The organism is Brachybacterium atlanticum (assembly GCF_025669985.1).
Lineage (GTDB): Bacteria > Actinomycetota > Actinomycetes > Actinomycetales > Dermabacteraceae > Brachybacterium > Brachybacterium conglomeratum.
Genome location: NZ_JAKJJW010000006.1, coordinates 74075 through 95015, shown reverse-complemented (window position 1 = coordinate 95015; position 20941 = coordinate 74075). Strand labels below are relative to the sequence as shown.

Genomic DNA, 20941 nt, shown 5'->3' with positions numbered 1-20941 from the left:
GCATGTCCTCCAGAAGTCTGCGCCGCCCCCTGAGCCTCCTCGCCGCCGCCGCGATCCTGGCCGCGGGCATGCTCACCGGTCCTCTCTCCCCGGCCTCCGCCGAGGGCAGCAAGGACGACAAGATCGCGGAGCGCGCGGAGGTCGACCAGCAGCTCGAGGACCTCCGCATCGAGCTGAACGACGTCAACGACGATCTCGCCGACACCTATCTCGCGCTCGCGGAGACCGAGCTGCTGATCCCGCAGGCCCAGCAGGACCTCGAGGACGCGCGGGTCGCGCTCGGCGAGGCGCAGGAGGAGGACCGGAAGGTCGGCGAGCGCCTCACCGAGGCTGAGGAGGAGGAGCGTCGCCTCTCGAGCGAGGTCGAGACCGGCCAGGAGGAGGTCGACCGCAGCGACGACGAGCTCGCCACGGTCGCGCTGTCGGCCTACAAGGGCGGCGGGATGCCCAACCCCTCGTCCGTGTACGTCGGCAACAGCTCCCCGCAGGACGCGGTGGACCGCTCGATGAACTACCGCCTCACGATGGCTTCCCAGGGCACCCGCCTGGACACGCTGCGCACGGACCAGTCCATCACCGAGAACTCCGCCGAGCGCCTGTCGGCCGTGCGCGAGGAGATCAAGCAGCTCAAGATCGATGCGGAGGAGGCGCTCGAGCGCACCCGTGTCGCCGAGGAGGAGGCGACCGAGGCGAAGAACGAGCTCGACGCGCTGTACGAGACGCAGAAGACCCAGCGCGACGACCTCGAGGCGAAGAAGACGAAGTACGAGGGCGACCAGAAGTCCCTCGAGACCCGCAGCAGCACCCTCGACGACGAGATCGAGGAGCTCGCCGAGCAGGAGCGCGAGCGCGAGGAGAAGCTGAAGGCCCAGCAGCAGCAGAAGAGCAGCGGCGGAAGCGCCCCGGTGGCTGGCTCCGCGAACACCGGCGGCGGCTGGGTCTACCCCGTCAACGCACGGCTGAACTCGAACTTCGGCTGGCGCGTGCACCCCATCTACGGCACGAAGAAGCTGCACGCCGGGGTGGACTTCCCCGTCGCCTGCGGCGTGCCCGTCGGCGCCGCGCACTCCGGCCGGGTCATCGCCCGCACCTACAACAGCGGCGCGGGCAATAAGCTCATCGTCAGCCACGGCATCATGAACGGTCGCCTGGTCACGACCTCCTACCACCACCTGCAGGGCTTCGCGAAGCCGGTCGGGGCGCAGGTCTCGGCGGGGGAGACCGTCGGCTACGTGGGCACCACCGGGTCCTCGACCGGCTGCCACCTCCACTTCGAGACCCATGAGGACGGCAACGCGGTCAACCCCGCGAAGTTCCTCTGACCGCCGCCCTGCCGGGCCGTCCGGGTGTGCGCCCGCGGAGAAACCGGTCGCGATCCTGCGCGGCCACGTCGTAGGCTGGGACGTCCGATCGCGGCCGCGATCACCAGTGCAGCATCCGGAGACGGAGAGAAGGAGGACCCATGTCCGCGAAGAAGGCCGACAAGAAGCAGGCCGCCGCGAACGAGGGACCCCAGAAGAAGCTCATCGCCTCGAACAAGCGGGCGCTGCACGACTACTTCATCGACCAGACCTGGGAGGCAGGCATCGTCCTGACCGGCACCGAGGTGAAGTCGCTGCGCGACCGGGGTGCGTCCCTGATCGACGGCTACTGCTACGTCGACGCCGGCGAGGTGTGGATGGACAACGCCCACATCGCCCCGTACGTCAAGGGCACATGGACCAATCACGCCGCCCGCCGCAAGCGCAAGCTGCTCATGCACAAGCAGGAGATCGAGAAGCTCGCCAGCAAGTCCCGCGAGAAGGGCTTCACGATCGTGCCGCTGGAGATGTACTTCCTCGGCTCCCACGCGAAGGTCAAGATCGGCCTGGCTCGCGGCAAGAAGGAATGGGACAAGCGCCAGACCCTGCGCGAGAAGCAGGATCTGCGCGAGGCGCAGCGCGCCATGCGCCACCGCGAGCTCGCCTGAGCCCCGCCCTCACCGCCTGAGCGGCCATCGTCCCCGCGAGGGGGACGACCCGATCGGTCGGTCCGTCAGTCGGTGGCCGGTCAGCCGGCTACATCACGCCGTTCCAGGCGGCGCACCGTCTGCCGACTGGACTCGATGACGTCCTCGGCGGCGACGCCGAGCCGCTCCCGCATGTACAGCGCCCGCTGCGCATCCTCGAGCGCCGCCTCCCACAGCCTCCCCGCCGCCCGGGGCCGTTGGTCGCGCTGCTCGGCGAGGGCGTGCTCGAACCTGCACTTCGCCCGGTGCTGGAACACGGAGGCGAGCGCTGAGAGGGACGAGGGGGAGGTGGGATCCTCCAGGCCCGTCTCCTCGGCGGCGAGGTCCAGCTGCTCCTCCGCCGCGACGAAGGCGCCCTGCCACTGCAGCACGTGCGCGTACCGAGTGCGACGGACGGCCCGCATCACGGGGGAGAGCCCCGGCGCCTCGAGCGCCTGCCTGCCCGCGATCGCCGCCTCGTCCAGCCTCCCCAGCATCCGCAGGAACGCCACGGCTCGAGGATCGGTGGGGTGCGCCGCGCACCACTCGGACAGCGCCGCGGGGTCAAGCACGATCTCGCGCAGGGTCTCGGGATCGATGATGATGCGCGTGCCGGCGGCCTCGAAGCTGCTCATCGTCCCATCCTCCCCGCCGGTGCGGCCCGTGGTCCAGCTCCGTGGCGCACGCGCCAGGAAGAGGCAGGAGCGGTCCTGGCGGGGAGCGGACTTCGCCGTGAGCTGAGAGATATCCGCTTCAGATCGTCGAACGCTCGCGGTAGACTCGATCCACAGCGTTCCTCCCGAGGGGCGCACGTGGGTGTTTGACAACCGAAGAGTGAGTGCGACGACGGCCAGAGCGCCGTCACGATAGTCATGCCTTCCCACGCCAGGGGCCGATCGGTTTCGACGGTAGTTGTCCAGCAAGGGGAAGCGGGCCGAGAATCCAGAGTCATCTCGTTAACGTCCTCTGGAAACCAATAAGTGCCGAACCCAAGCGCACTGACTTCGCTCTCGCTGCCTGATCAGCGTTAGCAGTCTGGAACCCCGGGGGTGCTCCTGACCCGGATCGTTCCATCATCTAAGGAGCCACTGCTGCCGACCCTGGTCACCGGGGAAGGATGAACATCTCAGAGTGACTGAGTCCGTCGACGACGTGTCCGTGGGATCGTCGGGACTGAGAAAACGCCAACACGGACTGCGCCCGGAGAAGCCCTGGCTCCGCACTATCGGACGCGGGTTCGATTCCCGCCGGCTCCACCATCGCACTCACCGACGAAGGCCCCCTCACCTGCGCAGACGCGCGGGGGAGGGGGACTTCGTCATGCCCGGGGTCCTCGCTCGGCGGCGCCCCGCCCACCGCGGACCCGCAACGGACCGCAGGCGAGGCGCCGGGCGAGGCATCAGCGCACCGACGGGGCGGCGGCGCGGCTCTCCCGCGCCGCCCCGCTCGGCTCACCAGCTCAGGCCGTGCCCCAGCTGGCAGCGGTTCCCGTCGGTGTCGACGTGCACGTACGCCCGGCCGTCCATGTGCTGCTCCTTCGCGTAGCCGTGCACGTCGTTCCGGGAGGCGCAGCGCCAGTCCTCGTCCACGGCGGTCGCGCCCGCGTCGTCCGGGAAGGTGATCGGCAGCTTTCCCGTCGGCGCGAACTCGCCGAGCGCCGCGTCGACCAGCGCGCCGCGGTCGGTGTCGACGCCGACCAGGAGCGCGTCGGCCAGCGGCTCCACGTCGTCCAGCAGCCAGGGGCACTTCGCATCCGCCGCCACGGGCGACGTCGGAGAACGCCCGTCCCGGCGAGGCCTTGCCCGGTACGGTGGGCGGATGACCGGCACGCCGGATATCGCCCCCGTCCTCCCTCCTGCCGACCTGCCCGTGGACCTGCGCCGCGTGGAGCTGCTCTGCGCGTGGCTGCGGCCCGAGGAGGGCGTCGAGCTCGAGCGGATCAGCTGGGCGATCGGGAAGCGTCCCCGCGGTGAGGGCTGGGACAACGTGCTGTGGCCGATCGGGACCTTCGACGGCGCGCCTCTCGTGCTGCGGATCGCGCGACGCCGCATCTCCCGGGAGCTGCTCGGTCGGGAGGTGACGGTGCTGCGCCGCCTGCGGGGGCTCGGCACCACCCTCCCGATGGACCTGCCGCGCGTGATCGCGACGGCCGAGGACGCCGTCGCGGTCGAGTGGATCGACGGGGTGACGGCCGCGGAGTCCGACGTCGCGAGGCAGGAGGAGGTCGCCGAGGACCTGGCCCGGATGCTGGCGACGATCCATTCCGGACCCGCCCCCGAGGTGGGAAGGAACCCGGTGCGCGGCGTGCCGCTCGCGACCCGGGCCGAGCACTTCGCGGCCGATCTCGAGCGGGCAGGTCTCGACGAGGACGCCGCGAGCCGCGCCGCTCGGACATGGCAGGCGGGCATCGACGCCGAGGGATGGCGGGGCCGCGAGCTGCTGCTGCACGGTGACCCGCATCCGGGCAACGTCGTGGTCCCGTCGCCGACCTCCCCGGGCGCGGTGACCCTCATCGACTGGGGCGACACCACCCGCGGCGACCCGGCGAGCGATCTGGGCGGCCTGTTGCTCCACCCCTCCCGGTCAGCGACCGAGCTGCTCGGTGCATATCGGACCTCCGCGGCCTGGACCGGCATCGAGGACGACGCGATCTGGGAGGCGCTGCAGGCACGTGCTCGGGCCTGGGCCGTGCGCATGGCGCTCGCACTCGTGCTCGTCTACCCCGAGGGGCACCCGCTCGGACGCATCGGGCGGCGGCTGCTCGCGAGCTGACCGGGGCCGCGCGCACCTGCTGGACCGATCGGAGCCTCCGAGCGCCGTTCGATGCCGTTCAGGGGCTGTCCTCTCCCGTGCCGGCCAGCACATGGGCTGAAGGAGCGAGGCCCAGCCTCTCCCGGGCGATCTCCGGCCCGCGACAGGCGAAGGCCTCGGGCTCGTCCCAGCTGCCGCCGAGAGGGCCCGTGATCCAGGGCCCGTCCTCCCATTCCACGACGTCCTCGAGGCGCAGCAGGCGATGGGCGGCGAGGTCGAAGGCCTGCAGTCCGTGCTCGTGCGCGAGCTGGGTCAGCCGCCCGATCACCTTCCTGTCCGGCCCGAACAGGACCGGGGCGAAGGTCTGACCGTGCGCGGCCTCCGCGGTGTCCTCGTCCCTCCACGGGGACCGGGGGTCCGCGAGGTCTGCCGGGAACTCCTCGAGGACAGCCGCGGTGAAGCGCGCGATCCGCGGGGTGGGCGGCAGCGGAGGCGTGGGCGAGCCGACGAACTGCCCGGCGGTGTGCAGGTGCATGTGCAGGTCCGCGCACGCCGACTCGTCGTCGACGGGGGCGGCCCCGATCCAGAAGCCGATCCGATATCTCATGCCCCGGATCCTGCCCGGTGGGCGACGACGCGCCCCTGGGTTGTGCACAACGCCCAGGTCAGCACTCCGCGCGGCGCCCCCTCCTCAGGCGGGCGCCGTGGCCGACGGCATCGCGATCGCCGCCTTCGAGCACAGGGACACCACTGGTGCCACCCGGTCGCACATGCAGGAGATCACGGTCGACAGGCTCCCCGTCCGCGCGCAGGGCGGGCGGCGACGGCCGCGGCTGGTACCGCTGTGCGGCGCTGCCGGAGGTCCGTTCGTCGGCGATGATCCCGGGGCTGCCCGTCGTCCCGCTGTGGGCCCCGTCGCCGCGGCCCGGAATCGGCACGACGGCGGCGGGGCCGCCCACGTAGAGTGGCCCCGCCATGACCACGACCTCCTCGAACCCCGATCCGTCCGCCCCGCACCCTGCCGAGCAGGCCCCTGCCCCCGGGCCGCGGATCACCTACCCGGGAGACCTGCCCGTCTCGCAGCGCCGCGAGGACATCCAGAAGGCGATCTCCGAGAACCAGGTCGTGGTCATCGCCGGTGCCACCGGCTCGGGCAAGACCACCCAGATCCCGAAGATGCTGCTCGAGCTCGGCTACGGGCAGGACGGCCGGATCATCGGCCACACCCAGCCGCGACGCATCGCCGCCCGCTCCGTCGCCCAGCGCATCGCGAGCGAGCTGGGGGAGAAGCTCGGCGAGGGGACCGTCGGCTACCAGGTCCGCTTCACGAAGGAGACCTCCCGCGGCACCCGCCTGAAGCTGATGACCGACGGCATCCTGCTGGCGGAGATCGGCCGGGACCGCCTCCTGAAGCGCTACGACGCGATCATCATCGACGAGGCCCACGAGCGCTCGCTGAACATCGACGTGATCCTCGGCTACCTCCGCCAGATCCTCCCGCAGCGCCCCGACCTCAAGGTCATCATCACCTCCGCGACGATCGACCCCGAGCGCTTCGCCGAGCATTTCGCGCACACGCTGCCCTCGGGGGAGAAGGAGTCCGCCCCGATCATCGAGGTCTCGGGCCGCACCTATCCCGTGGAGATCCGCTACCGCCCCCTCGTGCTCGAGGCCGACGTCGACGAGGACGACGAGCTCGAGGACATCCACTCCATCGAGCGGGACCTCACCGAGGCCATCACCGACGCGGTCGACGAGCTCGCCGCCGAGGGCCCCGGCGACATGCTCGTCTTCCTCCCCGGCGAGCGCGAGATCCGCGAGATCTCCGACTCCCTCGAGAAGCACCTCGCGCGCGGAACCCGCGGCCGCTCCGCCCTGCCCGTCGAGGTGCTGCCCCTGTTCGGCCGGCTCTCCGCCCAGGACCAGCAGAAGATCTTCTCCCCGCCGAAGGCCGGCACCTACCGCCGCATCATCCTGTCGACCAACGTCGCCGAGACCTCCCTGACCGTCCCCGGCATCACCTACGTCATCGACTCCGGGCTCGCGCGCATCTCCCGCTACTCCCAGCGCACCAAGGTGCAGCGCCTCCCGATCGAGCCGATCTCCCAGGCCAGCGCGAACCAGCGCTCCGGCCGCTCGGGCCGCACCGCCCCCGGCATCGCGATCCGCCTCTTCTCCGAGGAGGACTTCGAGGGCCGGCCCGAGTTCACCGAGCCGGAGATCCTGCGCACCTCCCTCGCCTCCGTCGTGCTGCTCATGACGAGCCTCGGCCTCGGCGACGTGGAGTCCTTCCCCTTCGTCGAGCCGCCGGCCTCCCGCGCGATCACCGACGGCGTGCGCCTGCTCGAGGAGCTCGGCGCGATCGAGCCCGACGAGCGCGCACCGGGCGGTCGCCGGCTCACCCGCGTCGGCCGCACCCTGGCCCGCTTCCCGCTGGACCCGCGCATGGCGCGGATGCTCATCGAGGCCGGCCGGCTCGGCGCGCTGCGCGAGGTGCTGATCATCGTCGCGGCCCTGTCGATCCAGGACCCGCGAGAGCGGCCGCTCGGGCAGGAGCAGCAGGCCAGGGAGAAGCACAAGCGCTTCGAGGACGAGACCAGCGACTTCCTCTCCTTCCTGAACCTGTGGAACCACCTGCAGGAGCGGCGCGACGCGCTCTCCTCCAGCGCCTTCCGCCGCGAGGTGCGCGCCGAGCACCTCCACTACCTCCGCATCCGCGAGTGGTGGGACCTGCACGCCCAGCTGCGGGACATGGCCAAGGACGCCGGGCTCTCCCGCAACGACAACGACGCGAGCCCGCAGGCGATCCACCAGGCGCTGCTGGCGGGGCTGCTCAGCCATGTCGGCCTGCTGGACGACCGCACCCGGGAGTACTCCGGTGCCCGCGGCGCACGCTTCGCGCTGTGGCCCGGCTCGACGCTGGCGAAGAAGCGACCCGACTACGTCATGGTCGCCGAGCTCGTGGAGACCAGCCGGTTGTGGGGCCGCACCGCCGCCCGCATCGACCCCGCCTGGGCGGAGGAGACCGGTGCGCACGTCGTCAAGCGCTCCCACTCCGCCCCGCACTGGTCCTCCAAGCGCGCCTCCGCCATGGCGCACGAGAAGGTGACGCTGTACGGCGTGCCGCTGGTCGCCGACCGCGTCGTCGGCTACGGCCGCATCGACCCCGAGGCCGCACGCGACATCTTCCTGCAGAACGCCCTGATCGAGGGGGACTGGCGCACCCGCCACCACTTCTTCCGCGACAACCGCGCCCTGATCGCTCGACTCGAGGAGCTCGAGGCGAAGACCCGACGCCGCGACCTGCTGATCTCCGACGAGCAGCTCTTCTCCTTCTACGACGCGCGGATCCCGAAGGACGTCGTCTCCGGCCGACACTTCGACACCTGGTGGAAGAAGGCCCGCCACGAGACCCCGGACCTGCTCACCCTCACCGAGCAGGACCTGCTGGCCGCCGATGAGGAGGTCACCGAGGCGATCCGCTCCGACTTCCCCGACACCTGGGTGCAGGGCGACATCACGCTCCCGCTGAGCTACTCCTTCGGCGAGGTCGGGGCGAAGGGCGCCGACGGCGTGACCGCCACGATCCCCCTCGCGGTGCTGAACCGCCTCGCACCGCGCGGCTTCGACTGGCTCGTGCCCGGCATGCGCGAGGAGCTGGTCACCGAGCTGATCCGCTCCCTCCCGAAGCCGATCCGCCGCCACCTGGTCCCCGCCCCCGAACGGGCCAAGGCCGTCGCCGGGACCCTGCACGACGACGAGCCCGACGGCGGCGAGGCGTTCGTCGAGGCGGTCGCCGACGAGCTCGTGGCCCTGCCCGGCGTGCCCGAGGACCTCCCGCTGTACGGCCCCGAGTTCGACCTGGCGAAGCTGCCTGCGCACCTGCGGATGCACTTCCGGGTCGTGGACGACAAGGGACGACAGATCGGCACCGGCGATGACCTCGAGGCGCTGAAGCAGCGGCTGAAGAAGCGCGTGGACACCGCCGTCTCCGACCGGTCCACCGAGATCGCGCGCACCGACCTGCCCACCTTCCCGGCCGAGGGCGTGCCCGCGACGCACGAGTCCACCGTCGGCGGGCTGAAGGTCACCGGCTATCCCTCCCTCGTCGCCCGGCGCGGCAAGGACGGCCGGCTCGAGCGCGTCGACCTCGCCGTCCTCGCCACCGCCGACGAGCAGGCCCTCGCCCACCGCGAGGGCGTCATCGCGATGATCGACCGGGAGATCGGCACCGACCTCTCCCGCGTGCTGAACGCCCTGCCCAATCCCACCAAGCTCGCCGTCTCCGGCTCCGACTACGCCTCCACCGCCGCGCTCCTGGCCGACGCCTCCCGCGCCGCGACCGTGCACCTGGCGGGGCAGGCCCAGGTGCGCACCCGCGAAGAGTACGAGCAGCTGCTGGAGACCGTGCGGCAGAGGCACGACGAGCTCGCCGCCGGTGCCGTGAAGGACGCCGCCGCCGCGCTCGCCGTCAACGCGAAGCTGCAGCGCGAGCTGGGCCGGGCCACCTCCCTCGCGGTCCTCTCGCATCTCACGCAGATCCGCGAGCACGCCGCCTCCCTGCTCGGCGACGGGTTCATCTCCCGCACCGGGATCGCGCACCTCGGGGACCTCTCCCGCTACCTGCAGGCCGATCTGCACCGCCTGGAGAAGCTGCCGGAGAACCCGCGCAGGGACGAGCAGCTCGCCTGGCAGATCGGGGACCTCGAGCAGTACTGGGCCGCGCAGAAGCAGAAGCTCTCCGCCCGTCGCCGCGCCGAGCCCGATGTGCAGGAGATCGACTGGCTGCTCGAGGAGCTGCGGGTGAGCCTGTTCGCGCAGACCCTCGGCACGGCGCAGACCGTCTCGGACAAGCGGATCCGCAAGGCGATCGCCGAGCTCACCGCCTGAGCGCGTCGACCGTCCCCGCCGCTGCGCCCCGAGTGGTGACGGGCGCCTCCGCGCCGTGACCTCCGCGTGACCTGAGTCCCTCCCTGGGTGTCAGCGGGACGTTCTACGAAAGCTTTACCGAACGATCCTCACGGGCCGACGAGCCCGCTCCTCGCTCCGCGGTGAGTCGCGGTGACAGGCGTCCAGGAGAGGGCACGACCGGGGCCGACGCCGCGACGAGCTCCGTGCCACGGACTTCCATGGCGAGGTCATGCGCAGATCAAACCGCAGGCCGCAGCGCTGTCCGGGAGCTTCTGGTGCCCTTCACAGGATCCGGGATGCCTCGTTAGCTTGTCAGCGCCCCGCCCCGAGAGCTCGACGAGCCCGGAGCCCTCCGCACCGAAGGAACCCCGATGCCCGTCTCCGCGTCCGCCGCGCTCTCCCGCCGTCACCTGCTCCTCGCCGGCGTCGTCGGCCTCTCCTCCCTCGCCGCGCTCGGCTCCATCGCCCCCGCCCGCGCCGAGGACGTCTGGACAGAGGAGTTCCTGACCCGTCCCGAGACCCGCGAGGGCTTCCTCCTGGACGCCATGGACGAGTGGCAGGTCGAGAACGCGAAGTTCATCATCGCGGTGATCAAGGGGCACGATCTCGACGAGCAGGCCGCGACGATCACCCTCGCGACCGCGATCGTGGAGTCCTGGCTGCGCAACTACGAGCCCGCCGTCGACCTCGACTCCGGCGGCCTGTTCCAGCAGCGGCCCTCGATGGGCTGGGGCACCTACGACGAGGTGCGCCACAAGAAGCGCGCGATCGACGCGTTCCTGGGCCTGGGCGACCACTCCGAGGCCCCCGGCCTGCTGGACCTCGCCCCCGACTACCACGAGTGGGCGCCGGGCGAGGCCGCGCAGGCCGTGCAGATCTCCGCCCACCCCGAGCGCTACGCCGAGCAGATCCCCGCCGCACAGACCCTCTGGGCCCGGTACGCCGGGGACGTCGCCGCGTACACCGACTGAGGCCCGTTCCAGCCGGCGGTCCTGGACCAGGAGCCGCCGGGTCGTGATGGTCAGAGCCCGAGGGCGGAGTCCTCGCACGCCTCGGCGTCCACGCGGATGTCCGTGATCCGCAGCTCGCCCTGGGCGGTCAGCCGCACCCGTGCGCCGTGCTCCCCGTCGGCCTCCAGCCAGGAGACGGCGCCGCTGTGTCGTTCGCGGCCCAGCGACGAGAAGCCGTGCTCCTCGAGGACGGGGCCGAGCGCCTCCCGCCAGGGATCCCAGTCCATGCCCTGTCCAGGCACGGGGTAGAGATTGGCGTCGGCCTGCCAGATCCCCGCCTGGTAGCGGCAGTCCTCGGCGCCGGGCTCGAGGATCTCCTGCCCGCGCCGCTCCCAGCTCATCGCGCGCACCGAGGTCGTGGCGGCGAGGAGGTCCTCGGCCACCGCCTCGTAGGTCGCGACCGCCTCCGACGGGGGAAGGGGAGCGTCGCCGCCGCAGCCGGCCAGCAGGACGGTCGCGAGAGCGAGGGTCGCCGCCCGTCGGGGAGCCGTGACGACGCCGAGCCGTGAGCGGCGCCTGTGCTGTTCACTCACCAGAGTCCTCTTCCGCCTGCGGTTCCCGGTTCGTCCGCGTGACCTCGAGCAGGACCGCCCCTCGATGCTCCGCAGCAGAGGGAACGACCTCCAGCACCTCGATCCGTCCGATGCCCTCCTCCTCGAGGACGGTCCCCGCTCGCATCTCGACCTCGAGCACCTCTGCGGAACGCTCCCGTCGCAGGCGGAGCACTGTGAAGGCGCCGTCGTCGTCGGCGAGGGTGCGGAACACGCCCAGACGGAGTCCCGGCTCGATGACCTGCCCGGCCTGCTGGACGAGATGGCGGCGCGGGGGAGTCCCGGCGGTCGCCGATCGGTGATCCGAGTGCGACATCACCGCTCACCGATCCCCGTCATCGTGATGGAGAAGGCGTATCCGGGGTGGTCCGGATCGATCCTCACCTCGTACGGGTTCTGCGACTGCGGGCCGTGCGGGTCGGTCAGGATGATCTCGCCGGTCGCCTCGTCGTAGCCGGAGACCTCGTCCACGTGCGCCGCGACGAGATCGTCCGCCGCCGGACCGATGGGCTTGAGCGGATCGGTCATGACCGTCACCGGGCGTCCCTCGTCGATCGCCTGCTTGTACTCCTCGAAGGAGGGCTGAGCGACGGTGTCGTACTCGCTCGCCCGCTCGCCGGTGATCATCTCGATCCCTGCGGCGGGCGTGTCCGCGGAGACGGCGGAGGGGCGTCCGTCGTGGGCGTTGATCATCGCCATCTCGTAGATCGACGCCCAGCTGGGCTCACCGCTGGCGGCGTCGACCGTCTCCTGGGCTCCGAGGTCGGAGGGATCGACCGCCACGTCGGTCCACTCGCCGTCGACGTGCAGCCGCACCTCCCAGCCCTCGGAGCCGGGAGGGTCGCCTCGGTATCCGCCCCCAGGAATTCCATGTGCTCACGCTCTCCTCGTCGCCCCACGGGTCCCCCGCCCGTCCGCGCACACTCAAGCAGGGTTTCCGACATCGCGCCATCGGCAGAACTCCCCATCCTCGGAACGGCCGCCGCCGCTCCCTCCGGGCAGACGTCCTGACCTGCAGGTAGCGCGGTCGATCCGAGCAGGTCGAGCGCGTTAGGCTGTGCTCCATGTCACCGATGCCATCCGTCAGCTATTCCATCACCGTCCGTCTGGAGTTCGCGGCACGCTCCGCAGCGGTCAGCGACATCACCGGCCGCATCGAGCAGCACGGGGCGACGGTCACCGCGCTCGATGTCTCCGCCTCCGGGCCCGAGCGCATGCGGGCGGACGTCACGGTGCTGACCAGCGGCCACGACCACGCGATGGAGGTCGTCGAGTCGCTCAAGGAGCTCGAGGGCGTCGAGCTCGGCAAGGTCTCGGACCGCACCTTCCTCGCCCACCTGGGCGGCAAGCTGACGGTCGAGTCGAAGCTCCCGATCCGCCACCGCGACGACCTCTCGATGATCTACACCCCGGGCGTGGCACGCGTGGTCAAGGCGATCGCCGAGAACCCCGAGGACGCGCGCCGCCTGACCATCAAGCGCAACACCGTCGCCGTCGTCTCCGACGGCTCCGCGATCCTGGGGCTGGGCGACCTCGGGCCGCTCGCCGCGATGCCGGTGATGGAGGGCAAGGCCGCCCTGTTCAAGCGCTTCGCGAACATCGACGCGTTCCCGATCTGCCTGGACGCCCACTCGGTCGACGACATCGTCGCCCACGTCAAGGCGATCGCGCCCGTCTTCGCCGGCATCAACCTCGAGGACATCTCCGCTCCGCGCTGCTTCGAGATCGAGGACCGTCTGCGCGCCGAGCTCGACATCCCCGTCTTCCATGACGACCAGCACGGCACCGCGATCGTGGTCGTCGCCGCGCTGCGCAACGCCCTGCGCGTGGTGGAGAAGGACATCTCCACCGCGCGGATCGTGCTCTCCGGCGCCGGCGCCGCGGGCACCGCGATCCTGCGCCTGCTGCGCGCGGCCGGTGCGCGCGACATCATCGTCACCGACATCGACGGCATCATCCACGAGAATCGCGAGAAGCTCGAGGGGCGTCTGCCCTGGATCGCCGAGGTCACCAACCCGCGCCAGCTCACCGGCACCCTGCAGGACGCGGTCGCGGGCGCCGACGTGTTCATCGGCGTCAGCGCAGGGAACATCCTCTCCGCCGAGGACGTCGCGACGATGGCGGACCGCGCCGTCGTCTTCGCGATGGCGAACCCCACCCCGGAGATCGACCCGGCCGAGGCGGTCAAGCACGCCGAGGTCGTCGCCACCGGGCGCAGCGACTTCGCCAACCAGATCAACAACGTCCTCGCCTTCCCCGGCGTGTTCCGCGGGCTGCTGGACGCCCACGCCACCCGGGTCAGCGACCGGATGCTGCTGGCCGCGGCGAACGCCCTGGCCGACGTGGTCAGCGCCGAGGAGCTCAACCCCACCTACATCGTCCCCAGCGTCTTCCACGACGGGGTGACCAAGGCGGTCGCGAGCGCGGTCGAGCATGTCGCCCGCGAGGAGGCCGGCACCATCGACACGATCACCGGGACGATGACGGCGGTCTACGCCGACGAGATCACGCTGAACGGCTGATCCCGCCGCGCCGCCGGGGTCGTCGCGGCCTCGGCGGCGTCGGATCCGTGCGCTCAGGGGCCGGGCGCGACCCGTCGACCGACCGCTCGGCGCTGCGGCCGCTCGGATCCATGGCCGCTGGGATCCAGGGCCGCTCAGCGCTGCGGATGCTCGAGCGGCGGGGCCGACGGCTCCACCTCCCGCTCGGCGGCGGCGCGGCGCAGCATCCGCTCGCCGGCCCACAGTCCGAGGCCGAGCGCGATGCCGACCACGTCGAAGAGGACGTCCACCGGGTCGCCGGAGCGGCCCGGGATCGCGGCGTGCTGGACGAGCTCGACCACCAGGGCGTGGACCAGTGCGGCCAGCACGACCCAGCCGATCGGGAAGCGCCGCGCGGGGGCGAGGACCCGTCCGGCGGTGAACACGGTGGCCGCGAAGAGGAGCAGGTGCACGGCCTTGTCCAGCCCCGGCAGGCCGATCCCGCCCGGGGACAGCGGCAGGAAGAAGCCGATGTTGAGCACCAGGGCGAGACCGAGCAGGCCGGTCCGCCACGGCACGGAGCCGCCGACCCGCACGATCTCGACGGGGATCCTCCGGAAGAACTCGGCCACGGCATCCATGGACGCAGTCTCCCAGGCTCGTGTCCTGTCCCTGCGGAGGCGGGGCCGCTAGGCTTCGAGGAGCACGCCCGCGACCGAGGCAGAAAGCGAGGGAGGCTGTCATGACCTCCATGTCCTCCACGTCCGATCCGTCCCGCATGGACCCCTACTCCGATGACCCGGGGGCCGCGCCCACCGCCGTCCTGGACCGTCAGGTGCAGGAGCAGGAGCAGACCACCGACGACGGCGACCACGACCGGTTCGCGCACTACGTGCGCAAGGACAAGATCACCCAGGCCGCGCTCGGCGGCACGCCCGTGATCGCGCTGTGCGGCAAGGTGTGGGTGCCCGGCCGCGACCCCGAGAAGTACCCGGTGTGCCCGGCGTGCAAGGAGATCTACGAGGGGATCCGCGAGCCGAACGACGGCGGCGACGGCACAGGAGGCAAGGGAGGCTCCGGCCGCGGGGGAGGTGGCTTCCGCGGCTTCTTCGGCGGTCGCCGCTGAGCCCCTGCCCTGCAGGAAGCCGCCGCGAGGGCGGTGCCGCCGAGAGGCGGCGCCGCCCTCGCGTCGCCCCCGCGGACTTCCTCACATCGGGCAGGTGGGCGGGTCGTCGGTCCCCGGCGGTACGGTGGTCCACGCCGTGAACACCACTCCCTCCCTCTTCTCCCAGAGCGACCCCCGCCAGCCCTCCGAGGCGGCGGCGAGGACGCTCCCCGTCGCCTACCCCGAGCGCGCCGCCTGGGGCACCGTCCCCAAGCTGCGCGCCTGGCAGGCCGAGGCCCTCGAGATGTACCGCACCCGGGCGCCGAAGGACTTCCTGGCCGTCGCGACCCCGGGCGCCGGCAAGACGACCTTCGCGCTGCAGATCGCGGCGGGTCTGCTCTCCGAGGGGACCGTCCGACGGGTCACCGTCGTCGCCCCGACGGAGCACCTGAAGACCCAGTGGGCCGACGCCGCCGCGCGCGTGGGCATCTCCCTGGACCCGAACTTCTCCAACTCCCAGGGCGCGCACGGCAGCCACTACCAGGGCGTCGCGGTGACCTACGCCCAGATCGGCATGCACCCGGCGCTGCACCGCGCCCGCACCGAGGCGGACCGCACCCTGGTGATCCTCGACGAGATCCACCACGCCGGCGACTCCCGGACCTGGGGCGACGGGGTGCGCGAGGCCTTCGACCCCGCCACGCGGCGCCTGGCCCTGACCGGCACGCCGTTCCGCTCGGACGACTCCGAGATCCCCTTCGTCACCTACGAGGAGGACGCGGAGGGCTTCGCGCGCTCGAAGGCGGACTACACCTACGGCTACGGCGAGGCGCTGCGCGATCACGTCGTGCGCCCCGTGCTGTTCATGACCTACTCCGGGCGCATGCACTGGCGCACGAAGACGGGCGACGAGGTCTCCGCCCAGCTCGGCGCGCTGGAGACCAAGGACATCACCCAGCAGGCCTGGCGCACCGCCCTGGACCCCAATGGGGAGTGGATCCAGTCCGTGCTCTCAGCCGCGGACCGGCGCCTGACCGAGGTGCGCCGCCATGTGCCCGACGCGGGCGGGCTCGTCATCGCCACCGACCAGAAGGCCGCCCGCGCCTACGCCGCGACCCTCCACGACCTCACCGAGCAGGCGCCCACCGTGGTGCTCTCGGACGACGAGGGCGCCGGCAAGCGCATCGAGGACTTCTCCGCCTCCGACGACCGCTGGATGGTCGCGGTGCGCATGGTGTCCGAGGGCGTGGACGTGCCGCGCCTGTCCGTCGGCGTCTACGCCACCTCGACCTCCACTCCGATGTTCTTCGCCCAGGCCGTGGGCCGCTTCGTGCGCTCGCGGACCCGCGGCGAGACCGCGAGCGTCTTCCTGCCCACCGTCCCGATCCTGATGGCGCACGCCGCCGCGATGGAGGAGGAGCGCGACCACGTCCTGGACCGTCGGCCGAGGACCGGCGATGAGGAGACCGGGCTCGACGAGTCGCTGATCGAGCAGGCCAACCGGCCCGAGCAGGCCAGCGACCAGCTCGAGATGAGCTTCGAGGCGCTCGAGTCGGAGGCCTCCTTCGACCGGGTCCTGTTCGACGGCGGCGAGTACGGCGCCGGCGGCATGATCGGCTCGGAGGACGAGCAGGAGTTCCTCGGCATCCCCGGGCTGCTGGACGCCGACCAGATGCGGGTCGTGCTCCAGCAGCAGCAGGCCCAGCAGCAGGCCCGACGCCAGAAGAGCGGTGCGGACCAGCAGCCGACGACCCCCGGGGTGGTCGACCACCGCCGCCTCATGGACCTGCGCAAGGAGCTCAGCTCCCTGGTCTCGGCGTGGGCGAAGAAGTCCGGCACCCCGCACGGCTCGGTCCACAACACGCTGCGCTCGCGCAGCGGCGGGCCCGCCGTCGCGCAGGCCAGCGCCGAGCAGATCGAGGAGCGGATCTCGATCGTGCGCGGCTGGTTCGTCGGCCGCCGCTGACCCCCGCCGACTCCCGACCCTGCCCGCGCGCTCAGCGCAGGACGCGGGCGGCCTCCGCGCCGTCGGTGAGGGTCGGGATCGCGATCTCGCCGTCGGGCCCGTCGTCGGCCGAGAGGCCTAGCTCCGCGAGGGAGGCGGCGTGGCGCTCGCGGGCGGCCTCGAGCCGTGCGGGGGCGCGCTTCGGGGCGACGTCCTCGCCGGCCTCGATCAGCGGCACCTGCAGCGGACGCAGCGAGGTGCGGGCCCAGTCAGGGTTGGACGTGCCGGAGATCAGCTCCGCCGTCAGCTCCCGCTCGAACTCCGCGACCTCCGCCTCGCCCGGGAGCACCAGCTCCGCCCGGGCCTGCCCGCCGACGACCATCCGGTACGCGGCCTTGCCCGCCCCGAGGGTCGCCTTGTCCGTCGACCGCTTGCCGACCGGATGCATCTGCCCGTCGGCGCCCTCGCGCTCGACGAGCTTGTACACGAAGCCGGGGGCGGGGTGCCCGCCGCCGGTCACCAGGCGGGTGCCGATCCCGTAGCCGTCCAGCGGCTCATCCTTCAGCTCCTCGACCCGGTGCTCGTCGAGGTCGCCGGTGGCGGTGATGCGCGTGGAGGTCGCGCCGAGCGAGTCCAGCAGCTCCCGCACGCGTCCGGCCTGCTCGGCCAGGTCGCCGGAGTCCAGCCGCACCGCCCCGAGCCCGGGGCCGGCGATCTCCACCGCGGTGCGCACCGCGGACTCCACGTCATAGGTGTCCACCAGCACGGTGGTGCCGGCGCCCTGGGTGGTGAGCTGGGCGCGGAAGGCGTCCTCCTCGCTGTCGAACAGCAGCGTGAAGGCGTGCGCGGAGGTGCCCGCGGCGGGGATGCGGTAGTGCGCGCCCGCGGCGAGGTTCGAGGTGGAGGCGAAGCCGACCAGGTACGCGGCGCGGGCTGCGGCGATCGCGGCGTCCTCGTGCACGCGCCGCCCGCCCATCTCGATCAGGGGACGGCCCCGCGCGGCGGTGACCATGCGCGAGCCGACGGAGGCGACGCCGCTGTCGTGGTTGAGGATCGAGAGCACGACCGTCTCCAGAATCACCGCGCTCTCGAAGGTCCCCTCGATCCGCAGCACGGGCGAGTTCGGGAAGAACAGCTCGCCCTCCTGGTACCCGAAGACGTCGCCCGTGAACTCGTACTGCGCGAGATGGTCGAGGGTGTCCTCCCGCAGCGCGCCGGTGGAGGCGAGGTAGCGCAGGTCCGCGTCGTCGAAGCGGAAGTCCGCGATCGCGTCGAGCACGCGGCCGGTGCCGGCGAGCACGCCGTAGCGGCGCCCGACGGGCAGGGAGCGGGTGAACACCTCGAAGACGCAGCGGCGGGAGGCGGTCCCCGCATCACGGGCCGCCTCCAGCATCGTCAGCTCGTAGAGGTCGGTGAGCAGGGCGGAAGTCACGGTGTCCACCGTAGTGCGTGGCGGGCGGGCAGGGGAGGCGGCGCGCCCCGTAGACTCGGTGCGCCGCCCTCCCGGCGCCCCGGGCAGCGGCGAGACTCAGGAGGGATGTGCATGCCGGTCGATCTGCCGCGGGCGGAGCCGCGGACGCGGACCCGCACCGATGCCGCGACGGAGGAGCGCACGACGCTCGAGACCGAGGGGCCCTGGTGCACCGTGGTCTGGAACGACCCGGTGAACCTCATGAGCTACGTCGTGTTCGTCTTCCGCCGCTACTTCGGGTACTCCCGCGTGGTCGCCGAGCAGCTGATGATGCAGGTCCACGAGGAGGGCCGCGCGATCGTCTCCCGCGGCTCGCGCGAGAAGGCGGAGACCGACGTGCAGGCCATGCACTCCTTCGGACTGCAGTCCACGATCGAGAAGGCGGGGGAGGGCTGATGGCGCATGCGTTCCGACGTCGACCCGACGGCTCCCTCGCCTGCCGCCTCGACGGCGAGGAGAAGGCGATCATCGCCCAGGTCGCCCAGGAGACCGCGGACCTGATCTGCGGGGACCTCGGCATCGACCAGGGCGGGGACGCGCTGCGCCGCGCCGCCGAGAGCGAGGACCCGCTGCGCCGGCTCGAGGCCGAGTTCGCCGGCCGCGAGGCCCGCACCCCCTCGGACTCCGCCGTGCGGCGCCTGTTCCCCGCCGCGTCGGAGGACCCGGCGCTCGCCGAGGAGTACCGGCGCCTGGGCCAGCGCGATCTGGCCGACGCGAAGCTCGCCGACCTCCGCCGGGTGATGAGGATCCTCGACGCGGCCGGGGGAGGACACAGCGAGGTGGTCCTGGACGAGGACGAGGCGATGTCGATGCTGCGCGCACTGAACGACGTGCGGATCGTGCTCGCCGACCGGCTCGGCCTGCAGCGCGACGGCGACTTCGACACCGTCCGGATGCTCCAGCAGATCGGCGAGCGGGTCGAGGGCGCGGGCTCCACCGGCGACGAGGAGCACGTCGGCTCCGACATCGTCATCGCCGTGTACGAGCTGCTGAGCTGGCTCCAGGAGAGCCTGCTGCGAGCCCTGGACTGACGGGTCGTCCGGTCGCGTGCCGGGTGTGGACGATCTGTGAAACGGCACGCAGTGAGCGCGCCGTCACTGCCCTGGACACCTGTCCGCACTAGCCTTGCCGGGATGAACAACGCGCCGATCGGGATCTTCGACTCCGGGGTGGGCGGCCTGACGGTCGCCCGCGCCGTGCTGGATCAGCTGCCGCAGGAGGAGCTGCTCTACATCGGCGACACCGAGCACGGGCCCTACGGCCCCCGCCCGATCGCCGAGGTGCGCTCGCTGGCGCTGGAGATCATGGACCGTCTCGTCGAGCACGGCGTGAAGATGCTCGTGATCGCCTGCAACACCGCGTCGGCCGCCGTGCTGCGCGATGCGCGCGAACGCTACGACGTGCCGGTAATCGAGGTGATCCAGCCGGCCGTGCGCCGCGCCGTCGCCGCGACCCGCAACGGGAGGGTCGGCGTGATCGCCACCCAGGGCACCGTCACCTCCCGCGCCTACGAGGACGCTTTCGCCGCGGCCCCCCAGCTCGACCTGATCACCCAGGCCTGCCCCCGCTTCGTCGAGTTCGTCGAGAACGGCGTGGTGAGCGGGCGCGAGGTGCTCGAGGTGGCCGAGGAGTACCTCGCTCCGGTGCGCGAGGCGGGCGTGGACACGCTCGTGCTCGGCTGCACCCACTACCCGATGCTCGCCGGTCCCATCAGCTACCTGATGGGCCCGGACGTCATCCTCGTCTCCTCCGCGGAGGAGACGGCGCTGGACGTGTTCCGCCAGCTGCACGCCGCGGACGCCCTGCGCGAGACCGACCGCTCTCCGCGCCACGTCTTCTCCCAGACCGCCGAGGGCCGCGGCAGCGAGCAGTTCGCGCTGCTCTCGCGGCGCTTCCTCGGCCCCACCCTGGACATGACCGGGTCGCTGCCGGTGGTGAGCGCATGAGGGTCCACGTCATCGGCTGCTCCGGCAGCTTCGCCGGCCCCGAGGGCGCCGCCTCCAGCTACCTCCTCGAGCACGAGGACGAGGCGGGGCGCACCTGGCGGGTGCTGATGGACCTCGGCTCCGGCGCCTTCGGGCCGCTGCAGAGCGTGATCGACCCCGCCGATCTCGACGCGGTGATCATCTCCCACCTCCACCCCGACCACTACCTCGACCTCACCGGTCTCGAGGTGTTCTGGGCCTACCACTCCCGCACGGACCTCGGCCAGCTGCCGATCCACGCCCCGGCCCCGCTGCCGGACCGGCTCTCCGCGGTGCTCAGCCGCGAGGGGAACGTGCCCGACGGCGTGACCTGCTCCCCGTTCGAGCACCACCCACTCTCCGACGGACACCGCTTCATGATCGGGCCCTTCTCGATCGAGACCCGCGCCGTGCTGCACCCGGTGGAGGCCTACGGCTTCCGCATCACCGCGGGTGACGCCGTCCTCGCCTACTCCGGCGACACCGACGAGTGCGAGGCGCTGGACGACCTGGCACGCGGCGCGGACCTGTTCCTGTGCGAGGCCGGCTACATCGAGGGCCGCGACGACCGCTTCACCGGCGTGCACCTGACCGGGCGCCGCGCCGGGGAGGCCGCCGCCCGGGCCGGGGTGGGCCATCTCGCGCTCACCCACATCCCGGCCTGGACCGATCCGGCGTTCCCGCTCGCGGAGGCGCAGGAGGTCCACTCGGGCCCGATCACGATGGTCCGCTCGGCCGATATCCTCGAGGTGACCGCCTGACCCAC

General features: G+C 72.0%; 20 protein-coding genes and 1 other RNA gene. 13 read left to right on the top strand and 8 right to left on the bottom strand.

Annotated features, from left to right (window positions below):
- The first annotated feature begins 2 nt into the window (after positions 1–2).
- Entirely contained in the window at positions 3–1322 is a 1320-nt protein-coding gene (locus L3K22_RS04685; RefSeq protein WP_263310373.1) for a peptidoglycan DD-metalloendopeptidase family protein, read from the top strand.
- 140 nt (positions 1323–1462) lie between these two features.
- Entirely contained in the window at positions 1463–1969 is a 507-nt protein-coding gene (gene smpB / locus L3K22_RS04680) for an SsrA-binding protein SmpB (protein WP_259881292.1), read from the top strand.
- 80 nt (positions 1970–2049) lie between these two features.
- On the opposite strand, the gene L3K22_RS04675 is transcribed toward smpB, so the two are convergent.
- Positions 2050–2622 carry a hypothetical protein gene (locus tag L3K22_RS04675; protein ID WP_263310372.1) on the bottom strand — a complete coding sequence of 191 codons (573 nt, stop codon included), beginning with the start codon at positions 2620–2622 and terminating at the stop codon, positions 2050–2052.
- Between the two features lie 253 nt (positions 2623–2875).
- Between L3K22_RS04675 and ssrA the strand changes: the two genes are divergently transcribed.
- Positions 2876–3246, top strand: a transfer-messenger RNA (tmRNA) gene (ssrA, locus tag L3K22_RS04670).
- Positions 3247–3438: 192 nt separating this feature from the next.
- Here the strand turns inward: ssrA and L3K22_RS04665 are convergent.
- Entirely contained in the window at positions 3439–3750 is a 312-nt protein-coding gene (locus L3K22_RS04665) for a hypothetical protein (protein WP_263310371.1), read from the bottom strand.
- A 55-nt stretch (positions 3751–3805) separates the two neighbouring features.
- On the opposite strand from L3K22_RS04665, the gene L3K22_RS04660 reads away from it, so the two are divergent.
- Entirely contained in the window at positions 3806–4759 is a 954-nt protein-coding gene (locus L3K22_RS04660; RefSeq protein ID WP_263310370.1) for a phosphotransferase, read from the top strand.
- Positions 4760–4817: 58 nt separating this feature from the next.
- On the opposite strand, the gene L3K22_RS04655 is transcribed toward L3K22_RS04660, so the two are convergent.
- Entirely contained in the window at positions 4818–5345 is a 528-nt protein-coding gene (locus L3K22_RS04655; protein WP_263310369.1) for a hypothetical protein, read from the bottom strand.
- Positions 5346–5713: 368 nt separating this feature from the next.
- On the opposite strand from L3K22_RS04655, the gene hrpA reads away from it, so the two are divergent.
- Positions 5714–9628, top strand: coding sequence for an ATP-dependent RNA helicase HrpA (hrpA, locus tag L3K22_RS04650; RefSeq protein WP_263310368.1), 3915 nt, complete (start codon positions 5714–5716; stop codon positions 9626–9628).
- Between the two features lie 392 nt (positions 9629–10020).
- Entirely contained in the window at positions 10021–10620 is a 600-nt protein-coding gene (locus L3K22_RS04645) for a hypothetical protein (RefSeq protein ID WP_263310367.1), read from the top strand.
- A 50-nt stretch (positions 10621–10670) separates the two neighbouring features.
- Here the strand turns inward: L3K22_RS04645 and L3K22_RS04640 are convergent, their stop codons facing one another.
- Genes L3K22_RS04640 through L3K22_RS04630 form a run of 3 tightly spaced genes read right to left on the bottom strand, consistent with a single transcriptional unit; the run spans position 10671 to position 12026 of the window.
- Positions 10671–11192 (bottom strand): hypothetical protein, encoded by a 522-nt coding sequence (locus L3K22_RS04640; RefSeq protein ID WP_263310366.1) that lies wholly within the window; start codon positions 11190–11192, stop codon positions 10671–10673.
- Entirely contained in the window at positions 11185–11526 is a 342-nt protein-coding gene (locus L3K22_RS04635; protein ID WP_263310365.1) for a hypothetical protein, read from the bottom strand. Before L3K22_RS04635 ends, L3K22_RS04640 begins: the two co-directional genes overlap by 8 nt.
- Positions 11526–12026 carry a C39 family peptidase gene (locus tag L3K22_RS04630; protein ID WP_263310364.1) on the bottom strand — a complete coding sequence of 167 codons (501 nt, stop codon included), beginning with the start codon at positions 12024–12026 and terminating at the stop codon, positions 11526–11528. The genes L3K22_RS04635 and L3K22_RS04630 overlap by 1 nt, the downstream gene beginning before the upstream one ends.
- A 248-nt stretch (positions 12027–12274) precedes the next feature.
- Between L3K22_RS04630 and L3K22_RS04625 the strand changes: the two genes are divergently transcribed.
- A complete protein-coding gene (locus L3K22_RS04625; protein ID WP_263310363.1) occupies positions 12275–13732 on the top strand; it encodes an NAD-dependent malic enzyme in 1458 nt (485 codons plus the stop codon).
- Positions 13733–13866: 134 nt separating this feature from the next.
- Here L3K22_RS04625 and L3K22_RS04620 read toward each other — a convergent pair whose 3' ends face one another.
- Positions 13867–14331 (bottom strand): VanZ family protein, encoded by a 465-nt coding sequence (locus tag L3K22_RS04620; protein ID WP_263310362.1) that lies wholly within the window; start codon positions 14329–14331, stop codon positions 13867–13869.
- Between the two features lie 110 nt (positions 14332–14441).
- Here L3K22_RS04620 and L3K22_RS04615 point away from each other — a divergent pair, with 110 nt between their 5' ends.
- Both L3K22_RS04615 and L3K22_RS04610 read left to right on the top strand, forming a co-directional pair.
- The gene (locus L3K22_RS04615; protein WP_263310417.1) at positions 14442–14816 is read left to right on the top strand and encodes a DUF3039 domain-containing protein; all 375 of its coding nucleotides are present in this window, start codon (positions 14442–14444) and stop codon (positions 14814–14816) included.
- 136 nt (positions 14817–14952) lie between these two features.
- Positions 14953–16761: a DEAD/DEAH box helicase gene (locus L3K22_RS04610; protein ID WP_263310361.1), complete on the top strand. Its 1809-nt coding sequence runs from the start codon at positions 14953–14955 to the stop codon at positions 16759–16761.
- Positions 16762–16792: 31 nt separating this feature from the next.
- Here the strand turns inward: L3K22_RS04610 and L3K22_RS04605 are convergent, their stop codons facing one another.
- Positions 16793–18172, bottom strand: a complete 1380-nt coding sequence (locus L3K22_RS04605; protein WP_263310360.1) for a nicotinate phosphoribosyltransferase — start codon at positions 18170–18172, stop codon at positions 16793–16795.
- 111 nt (positions 18173–18283) lie between these two features.
- On the opposite strand from L3K22_RS04605, the gene clpS reads away from it, so the two are divergent.
- The 4 genes from clpS (at position 18284) to L3K22_RS04585 (ending at position 20936) form a co-directional block, all read left to right on the top strand.
- A complete protein-coding gene (gene clpS / locus L3K22_RS04600; RefSeq protein WP_010549741.1) occupies positions 18284–18607 on the top strand; it encodes an ATP-dependent Clp protease adapter ClpS in 324 nt (107 codons plus the stop codon).
- On the top strand, positions 18607–19242 hold the full coding sequence (locus L3K22_RS04595; protein WP_263310359.1) for a DUF2017 domain-containing protein: 636 nt from the start codon (positions 18607–18609) through the stop codon (positions 19240–19242). Before clpS ends, L3K22_RS04595 begins: the two co-directional genes overlap by 1 nt.
- 102 nt (positions 19243–19344) lie before the next feature.
- Positions 19345–20157, top strand: coding sequence for a glutamate racemase (murI, locus tag L3K22_RS04590; RefSeq protein ID WP_263310358.1), 813 nt, complete (start codon positions 19345–19347; stop codon positions 20155–20157).
- Positions 20154–20936 (top strand): MBL fold metallo-hydrolase, encoded by a 783-nt coding sequence (locus L3K22_RS04585; RefSeq protein WP_263310357.1) that lies wholly within the window; start codon positions 20154–20156, stop codon positions 20934–20936. The genes murI and L3K22_RS04585 overlap by 4 nt, the downstream gene beginning before the upstream one ends.
- The last annotated feature ends 5 nt before the right edge of the window (positions 20937–20941 follow it).